Origin of the sequence: Streptomyces sp. NPDC001410, assembly GCF_042895235.1 — a bacterium.
GTDB lineage: Bacteria > Actinomycetota > Actinomycetes > Streptomycetales > Streptomycetaceae > Streptomyces.
In genome coordinates this window covers 1-22,930 of record NZ_JBIAWE010000041.1, presented here as the reverse complement: position 1 = coordinate 22,930, position 22,930 = coordinate 1, and the positions used below count along the sequence as shown (strand labels likewise).

General features: G+C 66.7%; 21 protein-coding genes and 4 pseudogenes. 13 read left to right on the top strand and 12 right to left on the bottom strand.

Going from position 1 to position 22,930, the window contains the following annotated elements; genetic code table 11:
• Positions 1 to 95, top strand: a pseudogene (locus ACFY3C_RS45215) (IS5/IS1182 family transposase); the annotation flags it as partial.
• 11 nt (positions 96 to 106) lie between these two features.
• Here the strand turns inward: ACFY3C_RS45215 and ACFY3C_RS45210 are convergent.
• The 4 genes and pseudogenes from ACFY3C_RS45210 to ACFY3C_RS45195 all read right to left on the bottom strand — a co-directional run.
• Positions 107 to 454 (bottom strand): annotated as a pseudogene (locus tag ACFY3C_RS45210) (glycoside hydrolase); the annotation flags it as partial.
• 522 nt (positions 455 to 976) lie between these two features.
• Positions 977 to 1,348: a BlaI/MecI/CopY family transcriptional regulator gene (locus ACFY3C_RS45205; RefSeq protein ID WP_386575216.1), complete on the bottom strand. Its 372-nt coding sequence runs from the start codon at positions 1,346 to 1,348 to the stop codon at positions 977 to 979.
• Between the two features lie 118 nt (positions 1,349 to 1,466).
• On the bottom strand, positions 1,467 to 1,748 hold the full coding sequence (locus ACFY3C_RS45200; RefSeq protein WP_390775117.1) for a hypothetical protein: 282 nt from the start codon (positions 1,746 to 1,748) through the stop codon (positions 1,467 to 1,469).
• 193 nt (positions 1,749 to 1,941) lie between these two features.
• The gene (locus ACFY3C_RS45195) at positions 1,942 to 3,171 is read right to left on the bottom strand and encodes a hypothetical protein (protein ID WP_390775116.1); all 1,230 of its coding nucleotides are present in this window, start codon (positions 3,169 to 3,171) and stop codon (positions 1,942 to 1,944) included.
• A gap of 90 nt (positions 3,172 to 3,261) precedes the next feature.
• On the opposite strand from ACFY3C_RS45195, the gene ACFY3C_RS45190 reads away from it, so the two are divergent.
• The 6 genes from ACFY3C_RS45190 to ACFY3C_RS45165 all read left to right on the top strand — a co-directional run bounded on the left by ACFY3C_RS45190 (position 3,262) and on the right by ACFY3C_RS45165 (position 8,564).
• Positions 3,262 to 4,170: a TnsA-like heteromeric transposase endonuclease subunit gene (locus ACFY3C_RS45190; protein WP_390775115.1), complete on the top strand. Its 909-nt coding sequence runs from the start codon at positions 3,262 to 3,264 to the stop codon at positions 4,168 to 4,170.
• A complete protein-coding gene (locus tag ACFY3C_RS45185; protein ID WP_390775114.1) occupies positions 4,167 to 4,625 on the top strand; it encodes a hypothetical protein in 459 nt (152 codons plus the stop codon). The genes ACFY3C_RS45190 and ACFY3C_RS45185 overlap by 4 nt, the downstream gene beginning before the upstream one ends.
• Before the next feature lie 138 nt (positions 4,626 to 4,763).
• Positions 4,764 to 6,452, top strand: a complete 1,689-nt coding sequence (locus ACFY3C_RS45180) for a transposase (protein ID WP_390775113.1) — start codon at positions 4,764 to 4,766, stop codon at positions 6,450 to 6,452.
• Complete coding sequence (locus tag ACFY3C_RS45175) at positions 6,449 to 7,705, top strand: AAA family ATPase (protein WP_390775112.1); 1,257 nt, start codon at positions 6,449 to 6,451, stop codon at positions 7,703 to 7,705. The genes ACFY3C_RS45180 and ACFY3C_RS45175 overlap by 4 nt, the downstream gene beginning before the upstream one ends.
• Positions 7,702 to 8,052 (top strand): TniQ family protein, encoded by a 351-nt coding sequence (locus ACFY3C_RS45170; protein ID WP_390775111.1) that lies wholly within the window; start codon positions 7,702 to 7,704, stop codon positions 8,050 to 8,052. The genes ACFY3C_RS45175 and ACFY3C_RS45170 overlap by 4 nt, the downstream gene beginning before the upstream one ends.
• Positions 8,053 to 8,057: 5 nt before the next feature.
• Positions 8,058 to 8,564: a hypothetical protein gene (locus ACFY3C_RS45165; RefSeq protein ID WP_390775110.1), complete on the top strand. Its 507-nt coding sequence runs from the start codon at positions 8,058 to 8,060 to the stop codon at positions 8,562 to 8,564.
• A gap of 170 nt (positions 8,565 to 8,734) precedes the next feature.
• On the opposite strand, the gene ACFY3C_RS45160 is transcribed toward ACFY3C_RS45165, so the two are convergent.
• Both ACFY3C_RS45160 and ACFY3C_RS45155 read right to left on the bottom strand, forming a co-directional pair.
• Positions 8,735 to 9,898, bottom strand: coding sequence for a hypothetical protein (locus tag ACFY3C_RS45160; RefSeq protein WP_390775109.1), 1,164 nt, complete (start codon positions 9,896 to 9,898; stop codon positions 8,735 to 8,737).
• A gap of 55 nt (positions 9,899 to 9,953) precedes the next feature.
• On the bottom strand, positions 9,954 to 10,766 hold the full coding sequence (locus ACFY3C_RS45155; RefSeq protein WP_390775108.1) for a phytanoyl-CoA dioxygenase family protein: 813 nt from the start codon (positions 10,764 to 10,766) through the stop codon (positions 9,954 to 9,956).
• Positions 10,767 to 10,894: 128 nt separating this feature from the next.
• Here ACFY3C_RS45155 and ACFY3C_RS45150 point away from each other — a divergent pair, with 128 nt between their 5' ends.
• Positions 10,895 to 12,217 carry a cytochrome P450 gene (locus ACFY3C_RS45150; RefSeq protein ID WP_390775107.1) on the top strand — a complete coding sequence of 441 codons (1,323 nt, stop codon included), beginning with the start codon at positions 10,895 to 10,897 and terminating at the stop codon, positions 12,215 to 12,217.
• Between the two features lie 61 nt (positions 12,218 to 12,278).
• Here the strand turns inward: ACFY3C_RS45150 and ACFY3C_RS45145 are convergent, their stop codons facing one another.
• Positions 12,279 to 13,064, bottom strand: a complete 786-nt coding sequence (locus tag ACFY3C_RS45145; protein WP_390775106.1) for an aspartate/glutamate racemase family protein — start codon at positions 13,062 to 13,064, stop codon at positions 12,279 to 12,281.
• 68 nt (positions 13,065 to 13,132) lie between these two features.
• Here ACFY3C_RS45145 and ACFY3C_RS45140 point away from each other — a divergent pair, with 68 nt between their 5' ends.
• Positions 13,133 to 14,029, top strand: a complete 897-nt coding sequence (locus tag ACFY3C_RS45140) for an LLM class F420-dependent oxidoreductase (RefSeq protein WP_390775105.1) — start codon at positions 13,133 to 13,135, stop codon at positions 14,027 to 14,029.
• A 53-nt stretch (positions 14,030 to 14,082) separates the two neighbouring features.
• Here ACFY3C_RS45140 and ACFY3C_RS45135 read toward each other — a convergent pair whose 3' ends face one another.
• Together ACFY3C_RS45135 and ACFY3C_RS45130 are read right to left on the bottom strand one after the other, a co-directional pair.
• On the bottom strand, positions 14,083 to 15,459 hold the full coding sequence (locus ACFY3C_RS45135) for a cytochrome P450 (RefSeq protein ID WP_390775104.1): 1,377 nt from the start codon (positions 15,457 to 15,459) through the stop codon (positions 14,083 to 14,085).
• Positions 15,456 to 16,463, bottom strand: coding sequence for a methyltransferase (locus ACFY3C_RS45130; protein WP_390775103.1), 1,008 nt, complete (start codon positions 16,461 to 16,463; stop codon positions 15,456 to 15,458). The genes ACFY3C_RS45135 and ACFY3C_RS45130 overlap by 4 nt, the downstream gene beginning before the upstream one ends.
• A gap of 334 nt (positions 16,464 to 16,797) precedes the next feature.
• On the opposite strand from ACFY3C_RS45130, the gene ACFY3C_RS45125 reads away from it, so the two are divergent.
• Positions 16,798 to 17,910 (top strand): glycine amidinotransferase, encoded by a 1,113-nt coding sequence (locus tag ACFY3C_RS45125; protein WP_390775102.1) that lies wholly within the window; start codon positions 16,798 to 16,800, stop codon positions 17,908 to 17,910.
• Between the two features lie 52 nt (positions 17,911 to 17,962).
• Here ACFY3C_RS45125 and ACFY3C_RS45120 read toward each other — a convergent pair whose 3' ends face one another.
• On the bottom strand, positions 17,963 to 18,694 hold the full coding sequence (locus ACFY3C_RS45120) for an SDR family oxidoreductase (RefSeq protein ID WP_390775101.1): 732 nt from the start codon (positions 18,692 to 18,694) through the stop codon (positions 17,963 to 17,965).
• A gap of 79 nt (positions 18,695 to 18,773) precedes the next feature.
• Positions 18,774 to 20,072 carry a cytochrome P450 gene (locus tag ACFY3C_RS45115; RefSeq protein ID WP_390775100.1) on the bottom strand — a complete coding sequence of 433 codons (1,299 nt, stop codon included), beginning with the start codon at positions 20,070 to 20,072 and terminating at the stop codon, positions 18,774 to 18,776.
• 428 nt (positions 20,073 to 20,500) lie between these two features.
• Between ACFY3C_RS45115 and ACFY3C_RS45110 the strand changes: the two genes are divergently transcribed.
• The 3 genes and pseudogenes from ACFY3C_RS45110 to ACFY3C_RS45100 all read left to right on the top strand — a co-directional run.
• Positions 20,501 to 21,493, top strand: coding sequence for a TauD/TfdA dioxygenase family protein (locus tag ACFY3C_RS45110; protein WP_390775099.1), 993 nt, complete (start codon positions 20,501 to 20,503; stop codon positions 21,491 to 21,493).
• Positions 21,494 to 21,750: 257 nt separating this feature from the next.
• Positions 21,751 to 22,500: a glycosyltransferase gene (locus tag ACFY3C_RS45105; protein WP_390775098.1), complete on the top strand. Its 750-nt coding sequence runs from the start codon at positions 21,751 to 21,753 to the stop codon at positions 22,498 to 22,500.
• Between the two features lie 186 nt (positions 22,501 to 22,686).
• Positions 22,687 to 22,782 (top strand): annotated as a pseudogene (locus tag ACFY3C_RS45100) (helix-turn-helix domain-containing protein); the annotation flags it as partial.
• A gap of 65 nt (positions 22,783 to 22,847) precedes the next feature.
• Here ACFY3C_RS45100 and ACFY3C_RS45095 read toward each other — a convergent pair.
• Positions 22,848 to 22,930 (bottom strand): annotated as a pseudogene (locus tag ACFY3C_RS45095) (IS5/IS1182 family transposase); the annotation flags it as partial.

Sequence of the window (22,930 nt, the reverse complement as noted above, 5' to 3'; positions counted from 1 at the left end):
GACTGAAGTCGTGGCGGATCTTCCGCAGGGCACGATGCAGCCCGAATCGAATGTCGTCAATCGCCGCAGCCGTCCTCACCCTGGAGCGGCAGCGCCGAAAAGGCTCAATGACTGCTGCGGCTGAACCGGTGGCCGTGGAGGTGCTGGAAGGGCTCGTCGGGGCGGCCAGGGTGGTCCGCTCAATACTGCGCGAGGCGGCCTGCTCGGCGGCTGCGTCATGCTCGGCCTGCGGGGTGGCGTCCGCGGACTGGGCAACCTGGGCGGCCAGATCGGCCGTCAGGGTGGGCAGCTCGAGCGTCTGCGTCACCGGCTCGGCCGCGCTCGCCGACGGGGCAGACGCACCGGCCACTGCCAGCGTGCCGAGGGCGCCGCTGGCAACTCCGGCCCGCATCACGAGCGTCGACGCACTGCGGCGCGGCTTCCGGTGGCTGCGTATGTGAGCGGTGTGGGACATGGGGACAACCGGTATCAGGGGCTCCTTCACATCTCAAGAAATGTGCGGTGTACCACAGTTGTTCAATCGAGATTCTGAACTGCGGGGGGCTGCTGCGGGATGGTTGGCCAAGCCCGGTTCTCAGGTGGCTCTGATGAATGTGGCCCAAGTCACGGAGCGGTGATGCGGGCAAGGGCGGTGGATGGGGCCGCCTGTCGTCCAGTCGGGTCAGGAGCTGAGTGCTCCTGTTTTCTGTGGGGGCCCTCCATGGGGAGGTTCTTGAGTCACAGGCGATGTAGACCGGCCAGTTCCTTCGCCGGCCCTCATTGTTGATAGCGCGCGGAGCCAGGTCCACCGGCAGCTGGGCCTGCACGTCATCTCGGACGCCGATGTGATCCGCATCTTGGAATCTGCGTGCCGAGAACGGGCGCCTTCTCCCGGAGGGCGGGCAGCGAGCGCCGGTGGCGGCAGGTCCGGTGTCCGAGCGGTAGTCGACCAGGCAAGGAATCGGCCGCGTCCGCGTAGGCGCCGAGTGCGGAGGCCTTATGTGTCCGTGCGCTTTCCCACCTGACGCAGGGCCTTTCGCAGTGCGGCGTGTTCGGCGGATGACATCTGGCCGACGAAGTGCGTGAGCGCCACGGGGCGGTCCTCGCTGGCGCTGAGGGCGTCCTCCATGAGGGCGGCAGAGTATTCCTCCCGGGTGCGAACCGGCTCGTACAGCCAGGCGCGGCCCTCTTTCTGCTCACGCAGCAGCCAGCCCTTGTTGTGGAGGATGTTCGCCACGGTCATCACGGTGGTGTAGGCGACGGGTCGCGTCCGGTTGATGTCGTCCACTATCTCGCGCACGGTCGCTGGGCGCCTCCACCGCCACAGGCGGTCCATGATCTCCGCCTCCAGATCACCCAGCCGTCGCATTCCCAGCGTCTCCCTCTACACCGCGGTAATCAAAGTCATCGTAAGGGGTGGTGGACGACTGGTGGCACGGTCCGCGTGCGGACGGCGGTGGCGTCTGCTGCTCTCGAGCCGGGAGAGGTCAGGCTCCGGTCTCTTCCAGGGCTGTGTTCCAGGCGGTGAGGGCGTCGGGGTCGGAACTGGGGAGCGCGGTGACGGGCTGGCTCAAGTAGTCGTGTTCGACGAGGTAGATACCGGCGGTGCCGGCATGGTCGGGGAACAGCTCGTTCAGGCGGGCCGTCACCCTCTCCTCGGCGTCGTCGACGCCGAGGAGGCTGTGCGCGAGGATCTTGCGGTTCCAGACGTCGATGCCGCCCTGGTCACCGCCGTCGGCCTGTTCGCCGTCGGCACCGGCCCCGCCCACGCCGCCGACACCCCCTTGCGCGACCTCGCATGGCGCCTTCGGCTTGATGCAGTTCTGCCGTCGTGACCTCGTCGATCGCCCCTTCCAGCAGGCTCTCCCACGGGGGCTCGTCGAGCGTCAGGAACGTCTCCTCCCGCGCCGTGAAGCCTGCGAAATCCGAGGCTGATCCACTGCCCCGGCTGCGCGCAACCGATCAACTGGTGAAACTCCTTCGCACGAGTGCTTGCGTGTCAGGCGGGCGGTTGTTCTGAGCGGAGTGCAGAAGATCGCGAAGTGCGTCCTCGGCTTTCTCCACGGCGGCAGCGAGGCTCCGCATATGGGTCGATGAGAGGTGTCCTGTGCCGAGGCCTGACAAGGTGAGCGCGGCGTCGAGTTTCCGTCTCTGCTCACTAGTCAGGCGGGGATGCGCTAGGGGGTGGCTCAGGACGTCGCGAGCGGCGTAGGCATCGAGAACGGCCACGTCCGCGATGGCGTCCTGCAAGCGAGCCACGGAGGGACTGGTGCGGTCACGGACCAGGTCGAGTGCGGTCAGTCCCACGCGGGTTTGGAAGGCTGCGGTCGAAGGGTCGGGCGTGGCGATCAGCTCGTCTGTCTCTTGCAGAGCGAGGTCCAGGTCCGCCGGCGGTGCTGGCGAGGTCGCGGGTCGACAGTAGATGCGCAGGAGGGCCGCGATGGCGTTCTCCCACAGCTCCGTGGGGTTGGTGGAGTCGATCGTGTCACGGGCCTGCTGATCGAGGCCGCGTTCCATCAGCGCCATGATCTTGATCTGGCGTCCGTCGAGGAGGCGGTTGCCGATGCCCCGGTGCGCGGCCATGGCTTCGGCGGCCTCGGTCCAGCGGCCGACCCGCGCCAGGGCCCTTGCGCCGTCGACAAGCACGTTGACCCACAGCGCCTCGCAGACCTTCCGGTGGTCTGCGTCCGTGCTGGTCAGCATCGACAGATCAACGGTATTGCCGCAGATCTCGGCTGTGCCGCGCCTCTGGGCGGCCCGGTACAGCCGCGTGAGTATGTCGTAGGCGGCTTCGCCGTCGCCCTCACGGGTCAGCAGCCGGGAGATGTTGATGAGGGGCATGAGCGCCATCACGGCGATGTCCCCCGTGAGGTGTCCGGTGTCGGCGAAGACGGCGTGCTGCTTCCAGCACAGGTCGGCTGCCAGGTCGGGCAGGCCGACGTCGGAGGCGATCAGCGCGGCGTAGTTGAGGACCCCGCCGGCGCGACGGTCAGCCCGGTGAGATGGGTGATACGTTCGTCCAGCGGTAACGCGGGCCTCTTGGGGCGGCGGACCAGCGGGATGCGGCTGGCTATCGCGGTGCGACTGCCTGAGGTAGTTGGCACTGGGGAGGCCCGCTGACCTGGGCTTGTGCCAGTTCGACTCGGCACGGCCGCAGCCAGATTGCCGAGTCTTCTTGTCATCTGCGTACACGCCGGTACTCCGGCGGGGGTGAACGTTGGTGCGATGGATTTTCGGAAACACAAATCCTCGCGTGGATCTTGGCCATAGGTTCATCCCCACGTGATCAGTTCGCGACGGAGGGCGAGGGGACGTGGTCTCGACGTTATCTGGCGGGCCCTGGGTGGAGGGACAGTTGAGCCGACCATTATGTGGTCCGATGCCTGCGGTCTGGGCGACCTCGCGCGTCTCCACAAGGGACACGAGACCTACGCGGTGTCTTTGACTCTCGGCGCGGACTGGAGCGACCGCTGGACCGCCACGTGGCGCTTCGGCCGGACGCCGGTCACCTGCTCGGTGCGGAACCTTGCCGAGGTCGAGGCGTTCCGGAGCCAGCCGGTACGCCGTTTCACCTGGCGAACGGGCCAGTGGCACCGGCCGGGTCTGGAGTACCTGGTCAGCACCGACCGGCACCACGGCTTCGAGAGCTTCGAGGAGGAACTGCTCCTGTTGATGGCCGACTTCGCGGCCGACTTGGTGGAGGCGCTGGCACAACCGTTTCGCCTGGAGTTCTTGACCGCGGACGGGCTGGTCAGGCACCCCCCGGACTACCTGCTGCTGACCGAGTCGGGACCGTGGCTGATCGATGTTCGGTCGGCGGAACGCATCCGGCCGGAGGACGAGGTGAAGTTCGCCGCGTCGGCCGAGGCAGCACTGGCGGCTGGCTGGAACTACAGCGTGGTGACCGGCTGGCGGCAGCACGTCGTGAGGATCGTCGACACTCTCTCGGCAGGCCGGAGGGACCTGGCCGACCAACTTGGCCTTCACGAACAGCTGTTACGAGCTGCCGCCTCGGGCCCACTCGCGTTCGGCGAGCTGGTCGAGCACTGCAGCTATCCGGTGATCGCCAGAGCGCACGCTCTGCATCTGCTGTGGCACCGCCGTCTCGGCGTCGACATGTCCGCGCCGCTGGCCGACTCGAGCCTGGTCCGCCTGGCGGCGGACACGCGTCGATGCGGAGGCGAACGGTGACGACCCCCGCCGCAGTCGCTTGGGACCTGTCTCCCGGCAAGAAGCTGATCATCGACAGCGCCGAGTGGACAGTTGAGACGTTCGAACCGCAGGTGGGCAAGGTGGTCCTCGTGCGAGCCGACGGGCCCGCCTGGCACACCTCGGTACGGCGGCTGATGTACCACCACCACCCCACGTGCCGCCCGTCCACCCGGACTCGCAAGGACCTGCCAGCCGCGAGCCGGGGGCGGCAGCAGAAGGCGATGCCCGGCCTGACGCCCGAAAGGCAGCAGTTGACCCTGCTGCGGCTGGCACACCTGAACGAGGTGGAAACCGGCTACCGCAGCGGTGACCCGCTGCTGGCCGCACCGGGTGAACCGCGCCCGCAGTACGACCCGGACACCACGACGTCGACGCAGCGCCGACAGGCCAAGGCGGAGGAACTGCGCCTGGCCGCAGCGGAGAACCCCGAGTAGGCCGCCGCACTCGGCCTGAAACAGGCCGGCTACCGGACGTTGATCCGCTGGGACATGGACCGCCGCCGCTTCGGGCCAGTGGGGCTGGCGGACGACCGGTGGCTTCGCGAGGCGACCGGGCGCCGGATCTCACCAAGCGTGCGAGAGGCGCTGTTCGCGGTCCGTGCGGAGACGCTGCACCGTTCCAAGCTCAGCGCGAAGGACCGCGAGCGCCTGATCCACCAGTATGTCCGGGAGACCTTCGGGCCGGACGAGCCCGTGCCCAGCTACCAGACGCTGCGGGTGGTGTGGCAGGAGTGGTTCGGCTCCACCGGCGCACGGCAGCGGTACGCACGCTCCGCCGCCCGCGCCCAGGAAGTAGCGACCGGCAAGCACGTCGTGGTGCACCGCCCGGGCCAGGTGGTGGCCCTCGACACCACGATTCTCCCGGTCAAGGTGCGCGAGCACGCCTTCGGTGACCCCGTCTCTGTCCATCTGACCCTGGCCTTGGACGTCTACACGCATTCGATCGTGGCGTTCCGGCTCACCCTGGTCTCGGACACCTCGATCGATGTGTCCATGGTGCTGCGGGACGTGATGATGCCGCTGCCGATGCGGCCGGACCGGGGCGAAGAGATGGAGTGGGCCTACCCGGGCGTTCCCGCGACGCTGGTGGCCGACTTCGCCGGGCACAAGGTCGCGGGCCTGCCGTTCTTCGCCCCGGAGACCGTCACCACCGGCCACGGATCGGTCTACAAAAATCATCATCTGATCGAGGTACAGCGGGTGATCGGTGCGAACATACGCCCGGCCCGAGTTCTTCGCCCGACCGACAAACAGGCTGTGGAACGGGCATTTGGTGCAATTCAGTCCCTGCTGTTCCGGATCCTTCCCGGTTACCAGGGGGTGGATGCCGCAGACCGCGGTGTGGACCCGGAGGGCGACGCCGTGCTGACCATCGCCGAAATGGAGCACCTGATCGCCACCTGGATCGTCCGGGTATGGCAAAACCGGCGATTCGGGTCGTATGCGCCGAGCTGGGACCCGGGTGGCGACCACAGTCCGAACAGCCTGTTCGCGGCGTCGATGGCCCAGGGTGGCTTCGCGTTGCAGATACCCCGCCCTGAGCTGTACTACCAGCTGCTGCCGACACACCGGGTGATGATCCATGGCAAGCGCGGCGTGAAGATCAAGAACCTCTGGTACAACGGCGACGCGCTTGACGAGTACCGGTTCATGCCCTCGCGCCGCGGCGGAGTGGCCAAGAACAAGTACGTCTTCCACCGGGACCCGCGCGACCCGTGTTTCGTGTTCTTCCAGGACCCGCGCACCCACGACTGGCACACCCTGCGCTGGACCGGCCTGCCCAGCGAGGGCGAGGTGCCTGCGTTCAGCGACGCACGGGTGCGCGAGGTGATGCGCGAGGTCCGCTCCCGGGGCCTTGCCCCGAAGTCGGACGCGGAACTGCTGCCGCTGCTGCTGGAGCTGATCGGCGGCAACATCCCCGTCGAGCAGTGGCCGGCCCGGCTGACCAAGAGCCAGCGCATCGAGCATGCCCGCGAGATGGCCCAGGCCGCCGCTGCGGCGGCCGACCGGCCACCCACCGCCGGGACCGGTGCTGGTAAGCGGGCGGCTACTGGTGAAGCGGACAACGTCGTGCCGCTGCGATGGCGGGAGCGGGCCCGGCAGGGGCAGGCCGCGGTGGACGACGAGCGTCGCCGCCGGCGCGAGAAGGCGGTGCCCGAGCGGCCCGCCCCGCCTCCGGCGCTCGGACAGCGGCTGCGTGAACGCAGCCTTCTGGCTCTGCCGGAGGAAGACGAGCGAGAGGACATCGAGGGGGAACTGTGAGTACACCGCTGTGGGCGGGGGCGACCTCGTTCCTGCCTGGGCCGCCGCTGGACCGCACCCGCTACGCCAGCTGGCAGCGTTGGCGAACGACCCGGGACAGCTTCGTTGCGGCGCCGGTGATGTCGGTCGCTGAGTACGCCCGGCTGAGCCCGCGTCAGCGCCGGATCTACAACCTGCACCGCCTGGCGACCCACAGCAGTCTGCCGGTCCAGGCCACCCCGATGAGCGAGGATGTGGCGTGGTTGGTGCGCACACGGATCGAAGACGGCGCCTTCAGCCACAAGGCGGGCACCCGCACCGGGGTAATGGTCAACGGCGGCGGCGCCCAGGGCAAGACCGAGACCGTCTGTGAGGCCATTGCCGCCTTCGAGGACGAGTGGCTGGAGCTGAATCAGCAGATCAATCCGGACGCGATGCCTGGCACGCGCGACCTCCACGCCTCGGTGGCGTACGTTCGCTGCCCGGTCAAAGCCACCCCCATCTCCACCTGCCAGCGCATCCTGGACTTCTACGGCGAGGACTACAAGGGGATGCGCCTGGAGGATCTGGTCCGCACGGTGAACGCCGCGATCATCGACCATGCCACCAAGGCGCTGGTCATTGACGACATCACGAGGCTCAAGCTCCACCGCGAGGCGGACCAGGACGTGCTGGACCTGATCCGCGAGATGATGAGCATGCCGGTGACCTTGATCCTGGTCGGGGTCGGCATCCCCACTTCCGGGTTGCTGCGGGACGGCCGGCGCGACCCGGTCACCAAGCAGTGGGTCTTCCCGCCGGTCAGGGACCGGGGCCGCAGTCCCAACGCCCATGCCGCCACCCAGCATGAACGCCGCTTCGAGCTGATCGACCTCGACCCGTTCGGATACGACACGCCGGAGCAGATCGCCGCCTGGACAGCCCACCTCAGAGGGTTGGAGGGCTGCCTGCGGCTGTTGAACGACACCGACGGCATGCTCACCGCGGGCGACATGCAGGAATACCTGTTCCGCCGCACGAACGGCGTCGTCGGCCTGTTGGAGAAGCTCATCCAGACCGGCTGCCGCCACGCCATCGAGACCAAGGAGGAGCAGCTGACGATCGACCTGCTGCAGCGGTGCGCGGTCAGCCCCACCGACCTGCCCGACCTCGACGCCGAGTCGGGCGAGCAGCCGTCAATCCCCGAGGTCCCCGTCCCCAAGAAGAAGCGGCAAGGCCGCAACAGCGTTTTCGATGACGTCGGCCCGGCGGCCGGAATTGCTGGAGGGGCATGATGACACCGCCTCCGCTTGCGCGCAGTCTCGCGCCGCTGTCGGAGGAGTCGCTGCCCGGCTTCCTCTTGCGGCTGGCTCACCGCCTGGGCCGATCCCCTGGCCGGATCGCCGGCTTGTGTGGGCTGACCTCGGAGGAGCGCCGGCCGCCGGCGTATCACCTGATCGACTTGCCCAACGATGTCGCTGCCACGCTCGCCGCCGTCACGCGGCTGTCCGAGGCGGAGGTTCATGGCCTCACCCTTCGCCACCGTTATGCGGCCACCTACCCGGTGCTGTCGAAGGCCCGGGCGCACTCCAAGATCAACACGGTCGCTCTGCGGGATTATTGTTGGCTGCGGACACCCTAGGGTGAATGCGCGGAGACACTGGCATGCCGCGCGGCTGCGCGGCCGGCACCCTCCAAGTGCTCCACGGGGCGCTGCCCAGTGACCTGTGGGAGGAGCTCGCAGCCAGCGTGGAGCGGATCGCTGCCGAACTCGACGACAACCCCAACCGGATCAACTACGCGCGACGACGTCGAGCCATGGCCACCTGGCGGATGCCGATGTCCGATTGGCCCGAGCTGTGCGACGGCATTCCCAAGCTCGGCCGACTCGCCCGGCAGGAGCCGAACCTCGGCACCGTCCTGGTCTGGGCTGAAGTCACCCAGTCCGAGCACCGCAACTGCCCTCTTCTTGCCGCGACGGTTCTTGACCGCCGGGACAGGTACCTGCTGGTCGATCATGTTGCCCAGTTCCTCACCCCGGCCAACCAGAAGGCCGGGCGCCTCGAGCTCCGCCGCTGGCTCGATCTGTACGCTGCTCGCCTCGCCGTGCAATGCGATTCGGTGACCCCGGTGCCTTCGGGCGGGACACTTTGACAGCTTCAGCTGACCGGAGCAACGTCGGCGAGGTATGAGGCGGAACCATGTTGCCCTGGCGGGCCGTTCACCAGAGGTCGCCCTACTGCGAGGCCCTGGGTGGGAAATGAGGGTGCGACACTGTCCGTGTGACCACTGGTAGACGACTGCTCTCGGTTGCCACTGCGCTTCTAGCGACTGTCGAGCGCCGACGTCAACGCTGTCGTGAACTCCTTCGCGGAACGTTGCGCATGCTCGTTGATCCGGTTCGCGATGGCGGCGGCACCGTCGCCCTCCAGTAGTTGTGCCAGCCGGTCGATGCGCTGGTCCTGTACACGCGAGGTGTAGGGGAGGGTTGCGAGGTAGAAGTCGGCGGCGTCGTAGGCGAGGTGGAAGATCTGTTTCTTCAGGTCGTTCTCGGTCAGATAGTCGCCTTCTTTCGGCGCAGCCGGCTGTGGCGCTCCCACGCACATGACCGGTGTCCTGCGCCCCCATGCGTTCAACGCCAGGTGGTAGGTGTCTGTGATGACCAACCGGTATCGCGGAAGGACTGCCAGAAGGTCGCCCATGGTCCGCTCGCCGGGCCGGAGGATGAGATCACGAAATGGCTCGGGAACCGAGCAGCCGAACCAGGGGAGCCACTCCATCTGTGTCCCCAGCCGCTCTGCCACCTTCCGGCAGAATCCCGCGAGCCAGTCCGGAATTTCCGTTCGTGACCCGAGGAACACTCCGACCGTCTTCCCCGCAGGCAGCTTCCGAGACCACTGGGTGGTGGGAAGCAGTTCCTCCTCTGGCCGTGACAGAAGGGCCGCGTCCGCGCCGAAGGTCTCCCCGGTCCGGTCACCACGCAGCTGTGCGATCTTCACGGCCGACAGGGGGTCACGCATCCAGACCCGGTTGCTGCGGGTCATCAGCCGGAGGAAGGCCGGGCCGTACTCCTTGTCCTCGTAGTCCGACTGTGCGTTGTGCAGAATGGAGCCTCCGTACGCCAGCGTCCGTGCCAGGACGTCATCCGCTTCCTCCGCGAGCAGCAGATTCCGGACGAGAAGTCGGTGCACCGCGGCACGGTCTGTCATCCCTGCGTGGTGGCGCATTCGCTTCGCCGCGTCCTGTATCAGATAGTGGCGCGCGTGGAGGAAGTCTCCCCAGAACACCACGGCGTCGTGCTTGCGCAGTGCCGGGCGGTACTCGTCCAACGACCTGAACGCGGCGGGAAAGTCGACCTGGTGTATGTCAGTCCGCTGCGGGGCGGTTTCGGGTGGGTGCAGGGTGTGCCAGGTGACTCGGATCTCTCGTCGGTACTCCTCCGCGGCCCGACGGCGCAGGGACTCGAAGGCGAGGTCCACGGTCATCATGCCTGGACTGCGGTACCCGGGGTTGGGTGCCGTGATGACGGCTACGCGCGCGGGTTCACAGTGCGGACCAGTCACCGTTCTCCACGATCCGTCGCAGTGGCACCTCGTCGTCGGTCTCGGGGAGGTGGAATCCCTCGTATCGGTCTCCGGCTCCCAGGAGCTGTCGCTGCACGGGCGAGAGAGCCGCCAGCCGCTGGGGGGACAGGTCGTATTTCTCGATGGGGCGGATCCACCGGTAGGCGTAGGCGTAGAACAGCGTCGACCTGGTGCTGCCGGAGCGGTTGGCACCCACCGTGTGCCAGACGCGGGAGTCGATGACGATGGCGGAGCCCGCCGGAGCGAGGATAGGTACGGATCCGGGCGGTTCGGGGCCCGTGGGTTTGGGCGTCTCCGGGCCGATGTGGGAGCCGGGAATCACGAGGGGGCCGCCGTCCTCGACGCGGGTGATGTCGGTGAGCGGATAGGACACCTTCACCGACAGCAGCGGGAGCGGGAAGGACAGGGTGTAGGTGATGCCCTGCAGGTCCCGGTGCCAGTTGAACGGGAAGTCGACGTCGTCCGGCAGGGGCTCGTTCTCGTCGAGGTGTGAGTGGTAGACGAAGATGTTCCAACCGAGTGCGTCGCACACAGTGGGCAGCGTGGTGGCGAGTGCCATTGGTCCGAGGAAGGCGGGCTCCAGCTCCTGGACCGCGAAGAGCACATGGCGGCGCGGGGTGTAGTAGCCGCGGGCCCGGTCCCGGAACTTCTCCTGCGTCAGACGGGCTGCCGCCGAGAGCCGTTCCACCTGCTGTGGTGTGAGGGCGTCGGGAATCACCTCGTAGCCGTGTTCCGCGAGCGTGGGTGTCTGCATGATCGACGTGCTGGTCATGGCCGATCTCCCCTCGACATCCGTCTTTCACGTTTTCGTCCGGCGGAAAAGCGAGACTGGTGCTCGAACCACTATAGAGACGATTACTGATAAGTGAAGGACGGATCCGTTGATGGCTGAATCCAGGCGTGGAAGGCGCATTTTCAGGCTGCTTTCCGCTGTGTCGTGACCGTGGAAGGTTGACGTCGGTCTTTTTCGGGCAGGGTCAAGAAACTCGAACCGTGGAAGAGATCCAGGGATTCCCGGAGGACTGGGTGACGAATTCACGCTGGCAGCACCAGGAGGAGATCGAAGGGGTTCGTTTGGACGTCGACCCTGCCCTCGTGGCGAAGAACAGTACGGAGCCCGTCGCCCGGACGACGCTGTCCGACGGACGCCCGGTCTGGCTGGTCACGGGGTGGGCGGAAACGCGTCAGGTGTTCACCCATCCGGCGTTCAGTCGCACACTGGCAACGGGGCTGCGGGACAACGGCGTTGAACCGACGTTCATGCTCGACATGGACCCGCCCGCGCAGTCGCGCATCCGCAGCAGGGCCGTCGGCGCGTTCACGCATAGGCGCATCGAGCAGATGCGGCCGGCGTCGGAGCGGATCGCGGACGAGTTGCTCGACGCGATGATGACGGAGGGCGAACCGGCTGACCTGGTGGGGCGGTTCGCTCAGCCCCTACCCCTGACGGTGATGTGCGACATGCTGGGAATACCCGCACAGGACCGCGCGATGCTGCATCCATGGTCGGAGGTGCTGCTGTCATTGACGGCGCACAGCCAGGAGGAGATCGACTCCGCGTGCGCCGGCCTGGACTCGTACATGGCCGGATTGCTCCGGCAGCGCCGTGCCGACCCGGTCGATGATCTGCTGTCCGCCCTCGTCCGTGATCCGCGGCAGAGCGGTGAAGACCCCCTCACCGACGACGAGCTGGTGCATCTCGGTGTCAGCTTGCTGGTCTCCGGGTTTCCCGCGACGGCCAGCCAGATCACCAATTTCAGCTACGTCCTGCTGAGCCGGCCCGACCTGTGGCGGCAGCTGCGGGACGACCCGGCTCTGGTCCCCAGGGCCGTCGAGGAACTGCTCCGCTTCGTCCCGCTGGGATCCGACGCCGGACTTCCCCGGGTGGCGACAGAAGACGTGAAGATCGGGAGGCAGCTGATCCGGGCGGGAGACACGGTCATGGTGTCCCGTCCTTCGGCCAACCGTGACCGGGCCGTCTTCTCCCGCCCGGACGAGATCAGCCTTGACCGGGTCGACAACCCCCATCTCGCGTTCGGCTACGGGATCCATCACTGCCTGGGTGTTCATCTCGCGCGGCTCGAACTCCAGGTGGCCATCGGGCGGCTGGTCACCCGCCTGCCTCACCTGCGCATCGCCGTCCCCCATGAACAGTTGCGGTGGCGTACCGGCCTGGTGGTGCGCGGCCTGCGCGAGCTGCCCGTGGCCTGGACCGTTACCTGACCGGTCTGCAGAGCCGCCCGCTCCATCCGGTACAGCGGGCGGCCGGGTACGGCCATCCGGGTCAGACGTGACCGAAGTAGTCGCGGTGCACCACCACGGAGTACGCGTAGTCCAGGAGCGTGCCCCAGCTGAAGACCGGCATGTCGATGCGCCGCTGGATCGCCCGGGCGAACGGCTGTACCGCCCCGCACTCCAGGACCATCGCGCCCATGTCGGGGTTCTGCCGGGCGAACTCCTCGGCAAGGGTGACCAGTTCCGCCTCCACCACCTCGTACTCGGCGTGCCGCGCGGCGGGATCGGGGTCGTTGTACAGCCGGACAAGGGTGGGGCAGTGCCCGGACTCGTAGATGCCGGTGACCGGGTGGCGGCCATCCGTCTCGATACCCACGGCCTTCAGATGGTCGTCGGTCAGGTGGTCGCGGAATGCCACCATGAGTCCGACCGTCTGGTGCGCCCCAGCGACCGCTCGGGCCAGCGGAGCCTGGAGCAGGCTGGACATGAACACGGGCACGTCGACGGCGTCGGCCACTTCCCGCTGGAAGTACGCGAAGTAACCGCACTCGGCCGCGATCGCCCGGCAGCCCAGGTCTTCCAGTCGGCGCGCGGAGGTGATGATCGGCTCCACACAGGACGACTTGTCCGATTCGAAGATCAGCTCGTCGAAGCCGATTCCGCGGACGATGTCGTACTGGATGGGAAAGGGATACGCGCTGGGGTTGCGCATATCGCCGGGAAATCCCGGGTACACGTCGTCGATCAACATGATTCCCAGCCCCATGCCGTATGCGCGGTGCTGTTTCCGGGACCGTATTTCGGACAAGCCCGGGTCACGGGATCCGTACCACATGAATTTCACCTTCCTGTTCGGCGTGAAACGGCTGTGCGGCAGGCGTGGGCGGTCCCTACGCTGTCTGCATGGATTACGCCATCGCGTTACCCTTCGGCGGCCACGGTGTGATGGACGGGGACTGGGTGGCTGAATTCGCCCGGCATGCCGAGGTCTGCGGATTCGAGTCCGTCGTCACCGCCGAGCATTCCGTCATGGTGAACGGGACGTCGAGCCGCTATCCCTACAGTCCCACCGGGCGTCTGACTGTCCCGGTGGACAGCCCTGTCCCGGACCCGCTGGAACTGCTAAGTTTCCTCGCCGCGCGCACTACCGGCATCGGGCTCGCGACCGGAGTGCTCATCCTGCCCAACCACCACCCCGTCGTGCTGGCCAAGCGCGCCGCCACCGTGGACGCCCTTTCGCGTGGCCGGCTCCGGTTGTGTGTCGGGGTCGGCTGGCTCCGGGAGGAGATCGAGGCGTGCGGCGTGGACTTCGCCACGCGTGGGCGTCGTGCGTCCGAGCAGGTGGAGGTGATGCGCGCGCTCTGGGCGGACTCCGGCCCCCAGGGAGCGGCCTACGAGGGGGAGTTCTTCCGGTTCCGGGATGTCGTGTGCCGCCCCGGCCCCTGGCGGCCCACGGGCATACCCGTTCACTTCGGCGGCCACAGCACCGTCGCCGCACGACGAGCCGGCCGCTACGGCGAGGGGTTCCAGCCCCTGGGGGTCGACCGGCCGGAACTGTCGCGGCTGCTGGACGTCATGCGCCGAGAAGCGGAGCGCCACGGCAGGGATCCGGACGCCCTGGAGGTGACGCTGTACCGGGGGCTCACGGAGCTCAGGCGGCGGGAGGCGGCCGAGCTGGCGGCCCTCGGCGTGCACCGGATCGTCCTCCAGGTGGAGGCACGGGCGGACCTGGAACGGCTCAAGGACCAGATGTCCGCCTGCGCCGAACGGCTCATGCACGGCAGCCCCGGCACCAGTTGAACCGTTCACGGCCGGCGGCCGTCGCCGTGTCCGGACACGGCGACGGACCGTCGTCAGTCGGCTGCGCGTCGGCGTGCGGTGAGCCACACGCCGGCGCGCGGCCGGAGATTCGCCGCCACGGTCAGCCTCGGTGTGCGCCGGGGGTGCGGGGAGAACTCGTACCGCTGGAGCGCCTGGGCGAGGATCAGGTGCCCGAGCGTCATCGAGAACTCCCGGGCCACACAGCCCCGTCTGCCGCTGCCGAAGGGTATCCACGCCTGCCGGTGCCGGGACTTCGCACGCTCGGGTGCGAACCGCTCCGGGTCGAAGAGTTCGGGCGCCTCCCAGACGTCGGGGTGGGTGTGGATGCGGTGGATCAGCACGACCACGTTGGTGCCGGCCGGGACGGCGACGCCGTCGATGACGTCGTCCCGGGCGGCCCGGCGCTGCACCCAGTAGGTGGGCGGGCACAGCCGCAGCACCTCCTTGAGGACCATACGGACGTACGGCAGGGCGGCGAGATCCTCGAAACGGGGGCACCTTCCGGCCAGTACCTTGTCGACCTCAGTACGGGCAGCGTGCTGGGCGTCCTGGTGGCGGGCCAGCAGGTGCAACGCCCAGCTCACCGAGATCGCCATCGGCTCCGCGCCCAGGAGCAGCGACACTGCCTCGTCCCGTAGTCCTTGTGCGTCCAGTTGGTGTTCCGCTGCCGAGATGATGTCGACGAGTTCAGGCGCCCTGGTCGACCGGGCGGGGTCGCGGCGGGTGACCACGTCGAGGACGACGTTCTCGATGACCCCGATCGCCTGCCGTTGCCGGCGGCGGCCGGGGAACGGTGCCCAGGGGGGCACCGCGGAGGCGAGCATGCCTACCCACATGTAGTTCATGATCTGGTCGAAGGCCCGTGAGACCCGGCCTATCTCGTGATCGGTGATCGGTGCCCCGTAGAGCAGTTCGGCGAGTGCTGTGGTGACCGCGGTCGTGACTGGGGGCACTACGTCCAGGCCCGGTTCCGCATCGTCCTGCGCTGTGAGCCAGGCAGCGGTGTGCCGGTCAACGAGCTGTGCCATGTGGTCGGTCATCGCCTTCAGCGCTCCTTGCCGGAACGCCGGGCCGATGAGATCGCGGCGGCTGCGCCAGTGTTCGTCCTCCACGTCGATGGTGGACAGCCCTTGCCCTGTGAGCGGCAGGAGCGTTGCCCGGAAACCGGTGGGTCCGCCCTTGTCGACGTAGTTGCGTGCGTTCTCGATCAGGACGTGGTGGGCATGGCGGGGGTGGCTGACCGCCACCAGGCCGGTGACGCCGAGATCCAGGTGGACGATGTCCCCGTGTGCGCGGTGGATGTCGGTCCAGAACGACTCCTTTCGCCGTATCAGGTCCGGCAGGCAGCCGAGCACGGGCCATGTGCTGACGGTGGGGATGGTCCGCACGGCCGTCGCGTGGCCCGTCATATCGCCTTGGTGCCGATCAGAATGCCGTGCGGGGTCCATGTGGGCAGCGCGATCCGCCGCAGCTCGGTGAAGCCCGCGGCCCGCAGTGACTCCTCGTGCTGCGACCAGGGATAGATCATGCCGCCCTCGGCCGGCAGCGCGGCGAAGTACACACTGTCCAGGGCGGCGATCAGCGGTCCGTCCCCGCTGTCGTCTGACATCGAGTTGAACACGGCCACCCGGCCGCCCGGCCGTAGGGCGTCGTGGGCCTTGCGCAGCAAGGTGGTGTTCTCCTCCGGTGTCCAGATGACCAGCTGGTGGGCGAAGAGGACGCAGTCGAAGCCGGCTGGGAAGGGGTCGGCGAAGAGGTCGACACCGCGCACGGTGATGCGGTCCGTCAGGCCCGCCTGCCGGATGCTGTCCTCGGCGACGGGGCCGGAGGAGGGGATCTCCAGGAGGGTGACCTGCAGGTGCGGGTTGGCCGCGGCGAGGGCGATGGCGTTGACGGCGTCGCCGCCGCCGCAGTCCAGTAGCGACCGGGCCTCGGTCAGGTCCAGATGGCGCACCAGGTGCTGGTTGGCCAGTTGCGACCAGGACCGCATGTAGCGGTAGAAGACTTCTTCCAGGTGCGGGGTCTGCGCCAGGCGGGGATAGAGATCCTTTCCTTCGCCGGGGATCCGCCGCAGCCCTACGTTGGTGTTGCGTCGCAGCGACTCGGTGAAGTCGGCCTGGCCCTCGTAGACGATGTACTGCTCGAACGCGACGGTGTTCACGATGTGAGTCCACTCGTCGCGTTCCATCAGCTCGCTGATGTCGGCCGAGAGCTGGCACACGGGACCTTCGCGGTGGATGAGGCGTAGCGCTGCACAGCCGAGCAGCAGGACATCGCAGGCACGTTTCTCCAGATCGAGCGCGGTACGGATCTCCTGAACAGAAAGCGGTCCTTTTTCCGCCAGAAGATCGAAGAGCCCGAGCTCGCACGCGGCGTTGAGATACTGGAACGCGGCGTGCCCGAACAGGATCATGGAAAGCCTGTCCGCGTTCCATGGGTTGATCGAATTGAGCGAAGTGGATGCGGTGTCCGAGGGAAATGTGCTGTTGACCTGATCGGCTGTCACTGCGCCTCCCTAGGCGTGCCGGTCGGACCGCACGGAGAAGTCCAGATAGGACCATGAGAGCCTCCCTCCGGGGTGATCCGCTGTCAAGGAGGCCAATGAATCATGACGGGTTTCAGTCGTGTCTGACTCTATCTGGATGCCATATTCAAGCCATTGTCGAAAGCCGCTGTAGATTTCATCGGTGGTCGACGTGTTCACTCGTGCAGTGGCACACTTACCCGTCGAGAAGGGCTGATCCGGGATGTCCGTGCACAGCTACGACGAATGGTCGCCCCTGAAAGAGGTCATCGTGGGCTCCGGGGTCCGCTATGACGCCCACGAAGTGGAGCTTTCCTTCAAGCTCTTCTTCCACGACGTGGCCGGCGCCTTCTACTACCCCACGTACGGAACCCCGCTCGAGGGGCGGCAGGAGCTGAAGAAGCGGTACGTGGAGGAACTGAACGAGGACGTGGAGGAGCTGGTCACAGCACTGGAGGACCTGTCGGTCACGGTGCACCGGCCGAAGACCCTCACGCGGTCCGTCGAGTTTCGCACACCGTACTGGCAGGCCAGCTGCGTACCCGCGCTCAATGTGCGGGACCAGGCCGTCGTCTTCGGGGACGAGATCATCGAAACGCCTCCGCAGGTGCGCGCCAGATACTTCGAGAATGATCTCCTGAAGCCGGTGTTCTACCGGTACTTCGAACAGGGCGCGAAATGGACGACCATGCCACGCCCGGTGATGACGGACCGGTCGTTCGATATTTCGTATGTCAACGGCCAGCATGCTCCCGCGCTTCAGGAGATCTCGGACCCGAAATCTTCCGAATTTGATGTGGGCTTCGAGATGCTGCTGGATGCGGCGCAGTGCGTGCGTTTCGGTAAGGACGTGATCGTGAATGTCGCGACGGAGAATCACGCGCTGGCGGTCCGCTGGCTGGAACGCCATCTTGAGGGCCGATTCCGTCTCCACGTCATGTACAGGTTCTCGGACAACCATATCGACAGTCTCGTTCTTCCCCTGCGCCCTGGGACCCTGCTGGTACGGAATCCTGACGTGGCCGAGAAACTTCCGGATCCGCTGCGGTCATGGGACCGGATCTACCCGCCGGACCCGACCGACGACATATTCCCGCGGTACGAAGACGACGACATGATCCTCACCACGAAGTACATCGACATGAATGTGCTGTCGGTGGACGAGAACACGGTCATCGTCAACTCGTTGTTCCCCGAACTCATCAAGGTACTGGAGCAGAACGGCTTCACCGTGGTCCCCGTGCGTCACCGGCACCGGCGACTGTTCGGCGGGGGATTCCACTGCTTCACGCTCGACACCGTCCGGGCGGGCGAAGCCGAGGACTACTTCAGCTGACCGTCTACCGGGCGCGGGGGGCGCGGGGTCAGCGGCTCCCCGTGCCGTGTCCTCAGCCGATTCCTCCGCAGGCGCTGATGTTCTGCCCTGTGACCCATGAGGCCGACGGGCCGGCGAGCCAGACGATGACCTCGGCGACCTCCGCAGGGGTGCCGACCCGGCCGAGCGAGGCGAGGCCCGAGGCCCAGGTCCGGTCGTGCTCGGGCATGAGTGCCGTTTCCGTGAAGCCGGGAGAGACGGTGTTCACCGTGATCGCGCGTGGCCCGAGCTGCCGTGACAGTGAGCGCGCGAACTGCTCCACCGCCCCCTTGCTGCCCAGGTAAAGCGGGGTGTTGGGCAGCAAGAGCCGGGTGCCCACCGTCGAGACGGCGATGATCCGCCCGCCGTCGGTGAGGCGGAGACCGGCCTCGCGCAGAGTGAGGAAGGCGCCTTTGGCGTTGACGCCGAACACATGGTCGAAGTCCTTCTCCGTACTCTTGGTCAGGGGTTTGGTGACCACCACTGCGGCATTCGCGACCACGATGTCCACGGCGCCGAAAGCCGCCTCCGTCTCGTCGAACAGCCGGCGCACCTCCGCCTCCCGGGCGACGTCCGCGTGAACGGCCATGGCTCGACCACCGGCCGCCTCGACTTCCGCCACGACCTCGTCGGCAGCGCCCTCGTCCTTGACCCAGTTGACGATCACATGGGCCCCCGCCTTGGCGAGTCCACGCACCACGGCTCTACCGATGCCCCGCGAGCCGCCGGTCACCACTGCGGTCTTGCCGGTGAGGGAAGGAGGCATGGGAGGATTCTCGGTGTGCCGCCGCCCACCTCGCCAGATCTCTTCCTGCCATAGAACTGCCCCGGCCGCGGCGTCGGGGTCACCAGGCGACCGGCAGGTCGCGGACCCCGTAGACGAACTTCTCCGTACGGAATGACAGTTCAGACAGCGGCCGGTCCAAACGGAGTCGGGGAAAACGCTGGAGCAGCGCCGGGTACGCCACCTGGAGCTCCAGACGAGCGAGGTGCTGTCCCAGGCACTGGTGGGGCCCGTGACCGAAGGTGAGGTGGCGGCGTGTCACCGGGCGACGTACGTCAAGCCGGCCGGGATCCTTGTACACCTCGGGGTCCCGGTTTGCGAGGTCGCCGGCGAAGATGACCGGATCACCGGCTTTGATCACGTATCCGTGCAGGCCGATGTCGGCGACCGCCACTCGACGCCGTCCCATGTGCGTGACGGAAAGGTACCGGAGCAATTCCTCGACCGCAGTCGCCACCTGGTGAGGACCGCAGCCCCGGACGAGGGCCAGCTGGTCGGGGTGCTGGAGCAGCGCACAGACGCCCAGCGCGATCATGGCGGTGGTCGTCTCCTGGCCGGCCGCCAGCAAGAGCCGTGCCTCCCGTGCGCATTCCTCACGTGTGGTCCGGCCGGTGGCCAGGTGCTCGACGGCCAAGCGGCTGAGCAGATCGTCCTCCGGAGCGCGGAGCTTTTTCTCGACCAGTTCGCCGAGGTAGGCGGTCAGCGCACAGGACGCGTCGAGCGCGGCCTGAGGCGTACTGCGGGTGTCCACCACCACGGCGTTGGCCTCCTGGAAGAACCCCCGGTCCGCGTACGGCACCCCCAGCAACTCGCAGATCACCCTGACCGGTACGGCCATGGCAAATGCGGAGACGAGATCCGCAGGCGGCCCCGCGTCCTCCATGAGATCCAGCAGCTCGGTGACGATCTGTTCGATACGCGGCCGTAACCCGGCCACACGCCGTACAGAGAATTCACCCATGAACTTACGGCGTGCTGCGGCATGATCGGGATCGTCCATGCTGATGAAGGTGCGGTTGTGGTCGCGTGTGGCGTCCTCGGCGGCGCTGACGGCCGGATAGGAAGGATGAGTGTCGTCCGCGCTGATGCGCTTGTCCCTGAGTAGCGCGACCTGGTCGGCGTAGCGGGTGACGAGCCAGGCCGTGGTGCCGTTCCACAAGGTGACCTTGGAAATCGGCGCAGTCGCGATCAAACGGGCTCGATCGGGAGGCGGGTCGAAGGGACGTCCCGGCACTCGCCGTGTCGTCCAGGCGGCCGGTTTCAAGGGCGGCTTCGGCGGTGGCTCCGGCATGATCCGTCCTTCCGTAGGAAGACGATCCGGTCGGACCGTAACAGGCGCGAAAGCTGCACAGAAGGTCACACACGCACAGGACATGCACTTCCGGACACCGCCACGCGGTGAAGAGACCCCACCCCACCACATGGCGAGCCCGGACATGCCCGTGCAACCTGGCGAGGGTGCAGGCGGCAGTCGAGGCCACACCGGCAGAGCGGGAACGGACCGGGGGCACGTGTGCCTTGGCGTCGGCGGCTCGAAGACGGCGACGCGATGGCGCGGTCGACGGCGGCACAGCGCTGCTCAGCCGCCGCGTTCCATCACATCTGGGGATGGTTCGGCCGCGACTTCGCCGAGCCTTCCGCAAGTCCAAGCCCTTGTGTGAACGAGCGCTACCTGAAGCCGAGTCACGGACACGCCTGTTGTGGCGCGGGACGATCTGTCGGGTGCCGTGCATGCCCAGTAGGCTGGCATCGACTCCGAGTTGAGGTGCATCGTCACGCCGGGGCTTCGTGCAGCGCGACATGCAGCCGCAAGGCACCTGCTCTACCGGGGGGGTTGCTACTCCCCGCGACGTCGAACGCGTGACGGCGACGTGGACGCCAATCAGGCCCTGCGCCGCATGGCCTGATATTCGAGGCGGAGGTCGGGACGTGAAGGTAAAGCGGCTGGGGACCTATGTCGGCGCCGTCGTCGAAGGTTTCACGCTCGACGGGAACGACTACTCGCAGCGGGATACCATCCGGGAACTGCTGCTGGAGCACAAAGCGCTGTTCTTCAAGGCACAGAACTTGAAACCGAGCGAATTCGTAGCGGTTGCTCGCAACATCGGAACCCCAGAGGTTCATCCGTTCCTCTCGGACGACGAGATGATGCTGAACGGGTTCTCACTCTTATTTCCGTATGCAGAGCACCCTGAGATTTATGGCGTATACCACGACAAGAAGAACACGCGTGATTTCAAGTCCTGGCACAGTGACCAAGTCTGGCACCATGCGCCGAGTTCCGTCACGATGCTGCGGAACGTGCTGGCCCCGCCAGTCGGCGCAGACACCTGCTGGGCCGACATGGCCGAGGCGTACAACTCCCTGTCCGAGTCGATGAAGCGTGATATCGACGGCCTGCAGGTGGTCCACGACTGGGTGCAGAGATACGGAACGGCCTTCGAGGGCAACGAGAGTGCGTTCCGTCGGCTGCGGAAAGACTATCCGGCCCAGACGCATCCCCTGGTCCTGCGCCATCCATGGAGTGGTGAGAAGGTCTTGCTCTCCAACAGAGTATCGGCGGTCCGCATCGAAGGTTTGCCAGAGGCGAAAAGCCGCTCTTTACTGGACATGCTCCATCTACGGGCGTGGCTTCCCGAATTCCAGTGCCGGTTCCACTGGGAAGAGGGAGACGTCGCGATATCGGACAATCTGGCCACGCAACACTACGCGGTGTCCGACTACTGGCCGCATCCTCGAAAACTGGATCGGATTACCCTGGCGGGCTCCCCACTCCAGTGACAGGTAGGGAGTTCCCATACTCGTACCCGGCTGACGGTGAGACGTCGAGCTCCTGGCCGCCGACGGCCAGTTCCTGGTCAGTGGCGGCGACAGGCACGCAATGAGTCCCGCCTGGTCCCGGCAAGAGGGTCCTGGCCACGACACAGCCATACGCCTACCGCTGCTGAGAGAAGAGCAGCTTCAGCCACGCATACTGCCGCCGATCGCGCCGAAGGCCAGAGATGACGAACCCAGCCCAACAGAGAATCTCTTACTGCGTGACCTGCAAGAACCGGTTGTGGCAGCTCCGCGAGACCTTGCCGGAGAACTTGGCGCGAGTGCAGGCCGATGGTAATGCGGAGATCGTCCTCATCAACTACAATTCGGACGACGAACTCGACGAGTGGGTACGGAGATACCGGGAACAGATCGATTGCGGCTTGCTTCGCTACCTTCATGAGCGAACCGCCCGATTCATCCACCTCCCCAAGGCGAAAAATCTTGCGCACCTTGGGGCCACCGGTGAGTTCCTGGTCAACTTGGACGGCGACAACTTCATCGGGGACACGATCCAAACTTGGCGTGCACTGTGGACCGCGTGTCATGACACCTTGATTCATGGCTTCTGTGCAGAAACTGATGCCTTCTGTGTCGGCGCCAGAGACGGCAAGCCGGCTGACGGAAACGGAACGTATGGAAGAATCGGTCTGCCGCGCTCGCACTTTATAGCCCTGGGTGGTTATGACGAAGAGATGCCACCGGCTTCACAGGAGGACGTCGATCTTATCGATCGGGCGCGCGCCCGCGGCGTCAACGTCGTGCGTTCTCCGCAGTCGGGGCGGGCGGCGATCTTCAACAGCATTGAAGAACGGCTCCAGTACTGCGGCAGCACACTCACCTGGCAGGACATGCGGAGATTTGCCGAACAGCGCCGACGGGAAAACCTGGAACTTGGCCGGATTACAGTCAATCGAGGCCGCTCGCCGGCGAAGGTTCTACTCAACTTCACCGAGGAAATCGAGCTTTAGGGTCGGGTACCACTTCTTCTTCACCTGGGTCTTGGGGCGTGAGGTACTGAGCTTGGTTGGGTGATGTCGGGTCATTTGCCTGACGGTGGCGGTGAAGTCCGGTAGCCCTGTGGCGTGAGGTATGCGCAGGGCGGCGGGTTGACCGACGCCGGGAGAGCCGCACGGGAGCGGTTGCGGCTGCAGGCCATGGCCCGCTTCGAGAGCGGGGAGAAGAACGGCGAGATCGCCAGTGCTTTGCGGGTGAGCGAGCGGTCGGTGGAGCGGTGGCGCCGGGCCTGGCGCGAGCAGGGCGAGGCCGGGGTGCTGTCGAAGGGCTCGCCAGGCCGGCCGAAACTCAGTGAGCCTTTTCAGCGCTGCCGCTCCAGGGTGAGGACGGCTGCGGCGATTGACGACATTCGATTCGGGCTGCATCGTGCCCTGCGGAAGATCC

Coding starts and splice junctions, on each gene's coding strand:
- ACFY3C_RS45130 (WP_390775103.1), bottom strand. CDS start 16,463: ATGATCCTGTTCGGGCACGCCGCGTTCCAGTATCTCAACGCCGCGTGC.
- ACFY3C_RS45205 (WP_386575216.1), bottom strand. CDS start 1,348: ATGCGACGGCTGGGTGATCTGGAGGCGGAGATCATGGACCGCCTGTGG.
- ACFY3C_RS45120 (WP_390775101.1), bottom strand. CDS start 18,694: ATGCCTCCTTCCCTCACCGGCAAGACCGCAGTGGTGACCGGCGGCTCG.
- ACFY3C_RS45125 (WP_390775102.1), top strand. CDS start 16,798: ATGTCCGTGCACAGCTACGACGAATGGTCGCCCCTGAAAGAGGTCATC.
- ACFY3C_RS45145 (WP_390775106.1), bottom strand. CDS start 13,064: ATGTGGTACGGATCCCGTGACCCGGGCTTGTCCGAAATACGGTCCCGG.
- ACFY3C_RS45155 (WP_390775108.1), bottom strand. CDS start 10,766: ATGACCAGCACGTCGATCATGCAGACACCCACGCTCGCGGAACACGGC.
- ACFY3C_RS45160 (WP_390775109.1), bottom strand. CDS start 9,898: ATGATGACCGTGGACCTCGCCTTCGAGTCCCTGCGCCGTCGGGCCGCG.
- ACFY3C_RS45170 (WP_390775111.1), top strand. CDS start 7,702: ATGATGACACCGCCTCCGCTTGCGCGCAGTCTCGCGCCGCTGTCGGAG.
- ACFY3C_RS45140 (WP_390775105.1), top strand. CDS start 13,133: ATGGATTACGCCATCGCGTTACCCTTCGGCGGCCACGGTGTGATGGAC.
- ACFY3C_RS45135 (WP_390775104.1), bottom strand. CDS start 15,459: ATGACGGGCCACGCGACGGCCGTGCGGACCATCCCCACCGTCAGCACA.
- ACFY3C_RS45165 (WP_390775110.1), top strand. CDS start 8,058: ATGCGCGGAGACACTGGCATGCCGCGCGGCTGCGCGGCCGGCACCCTC.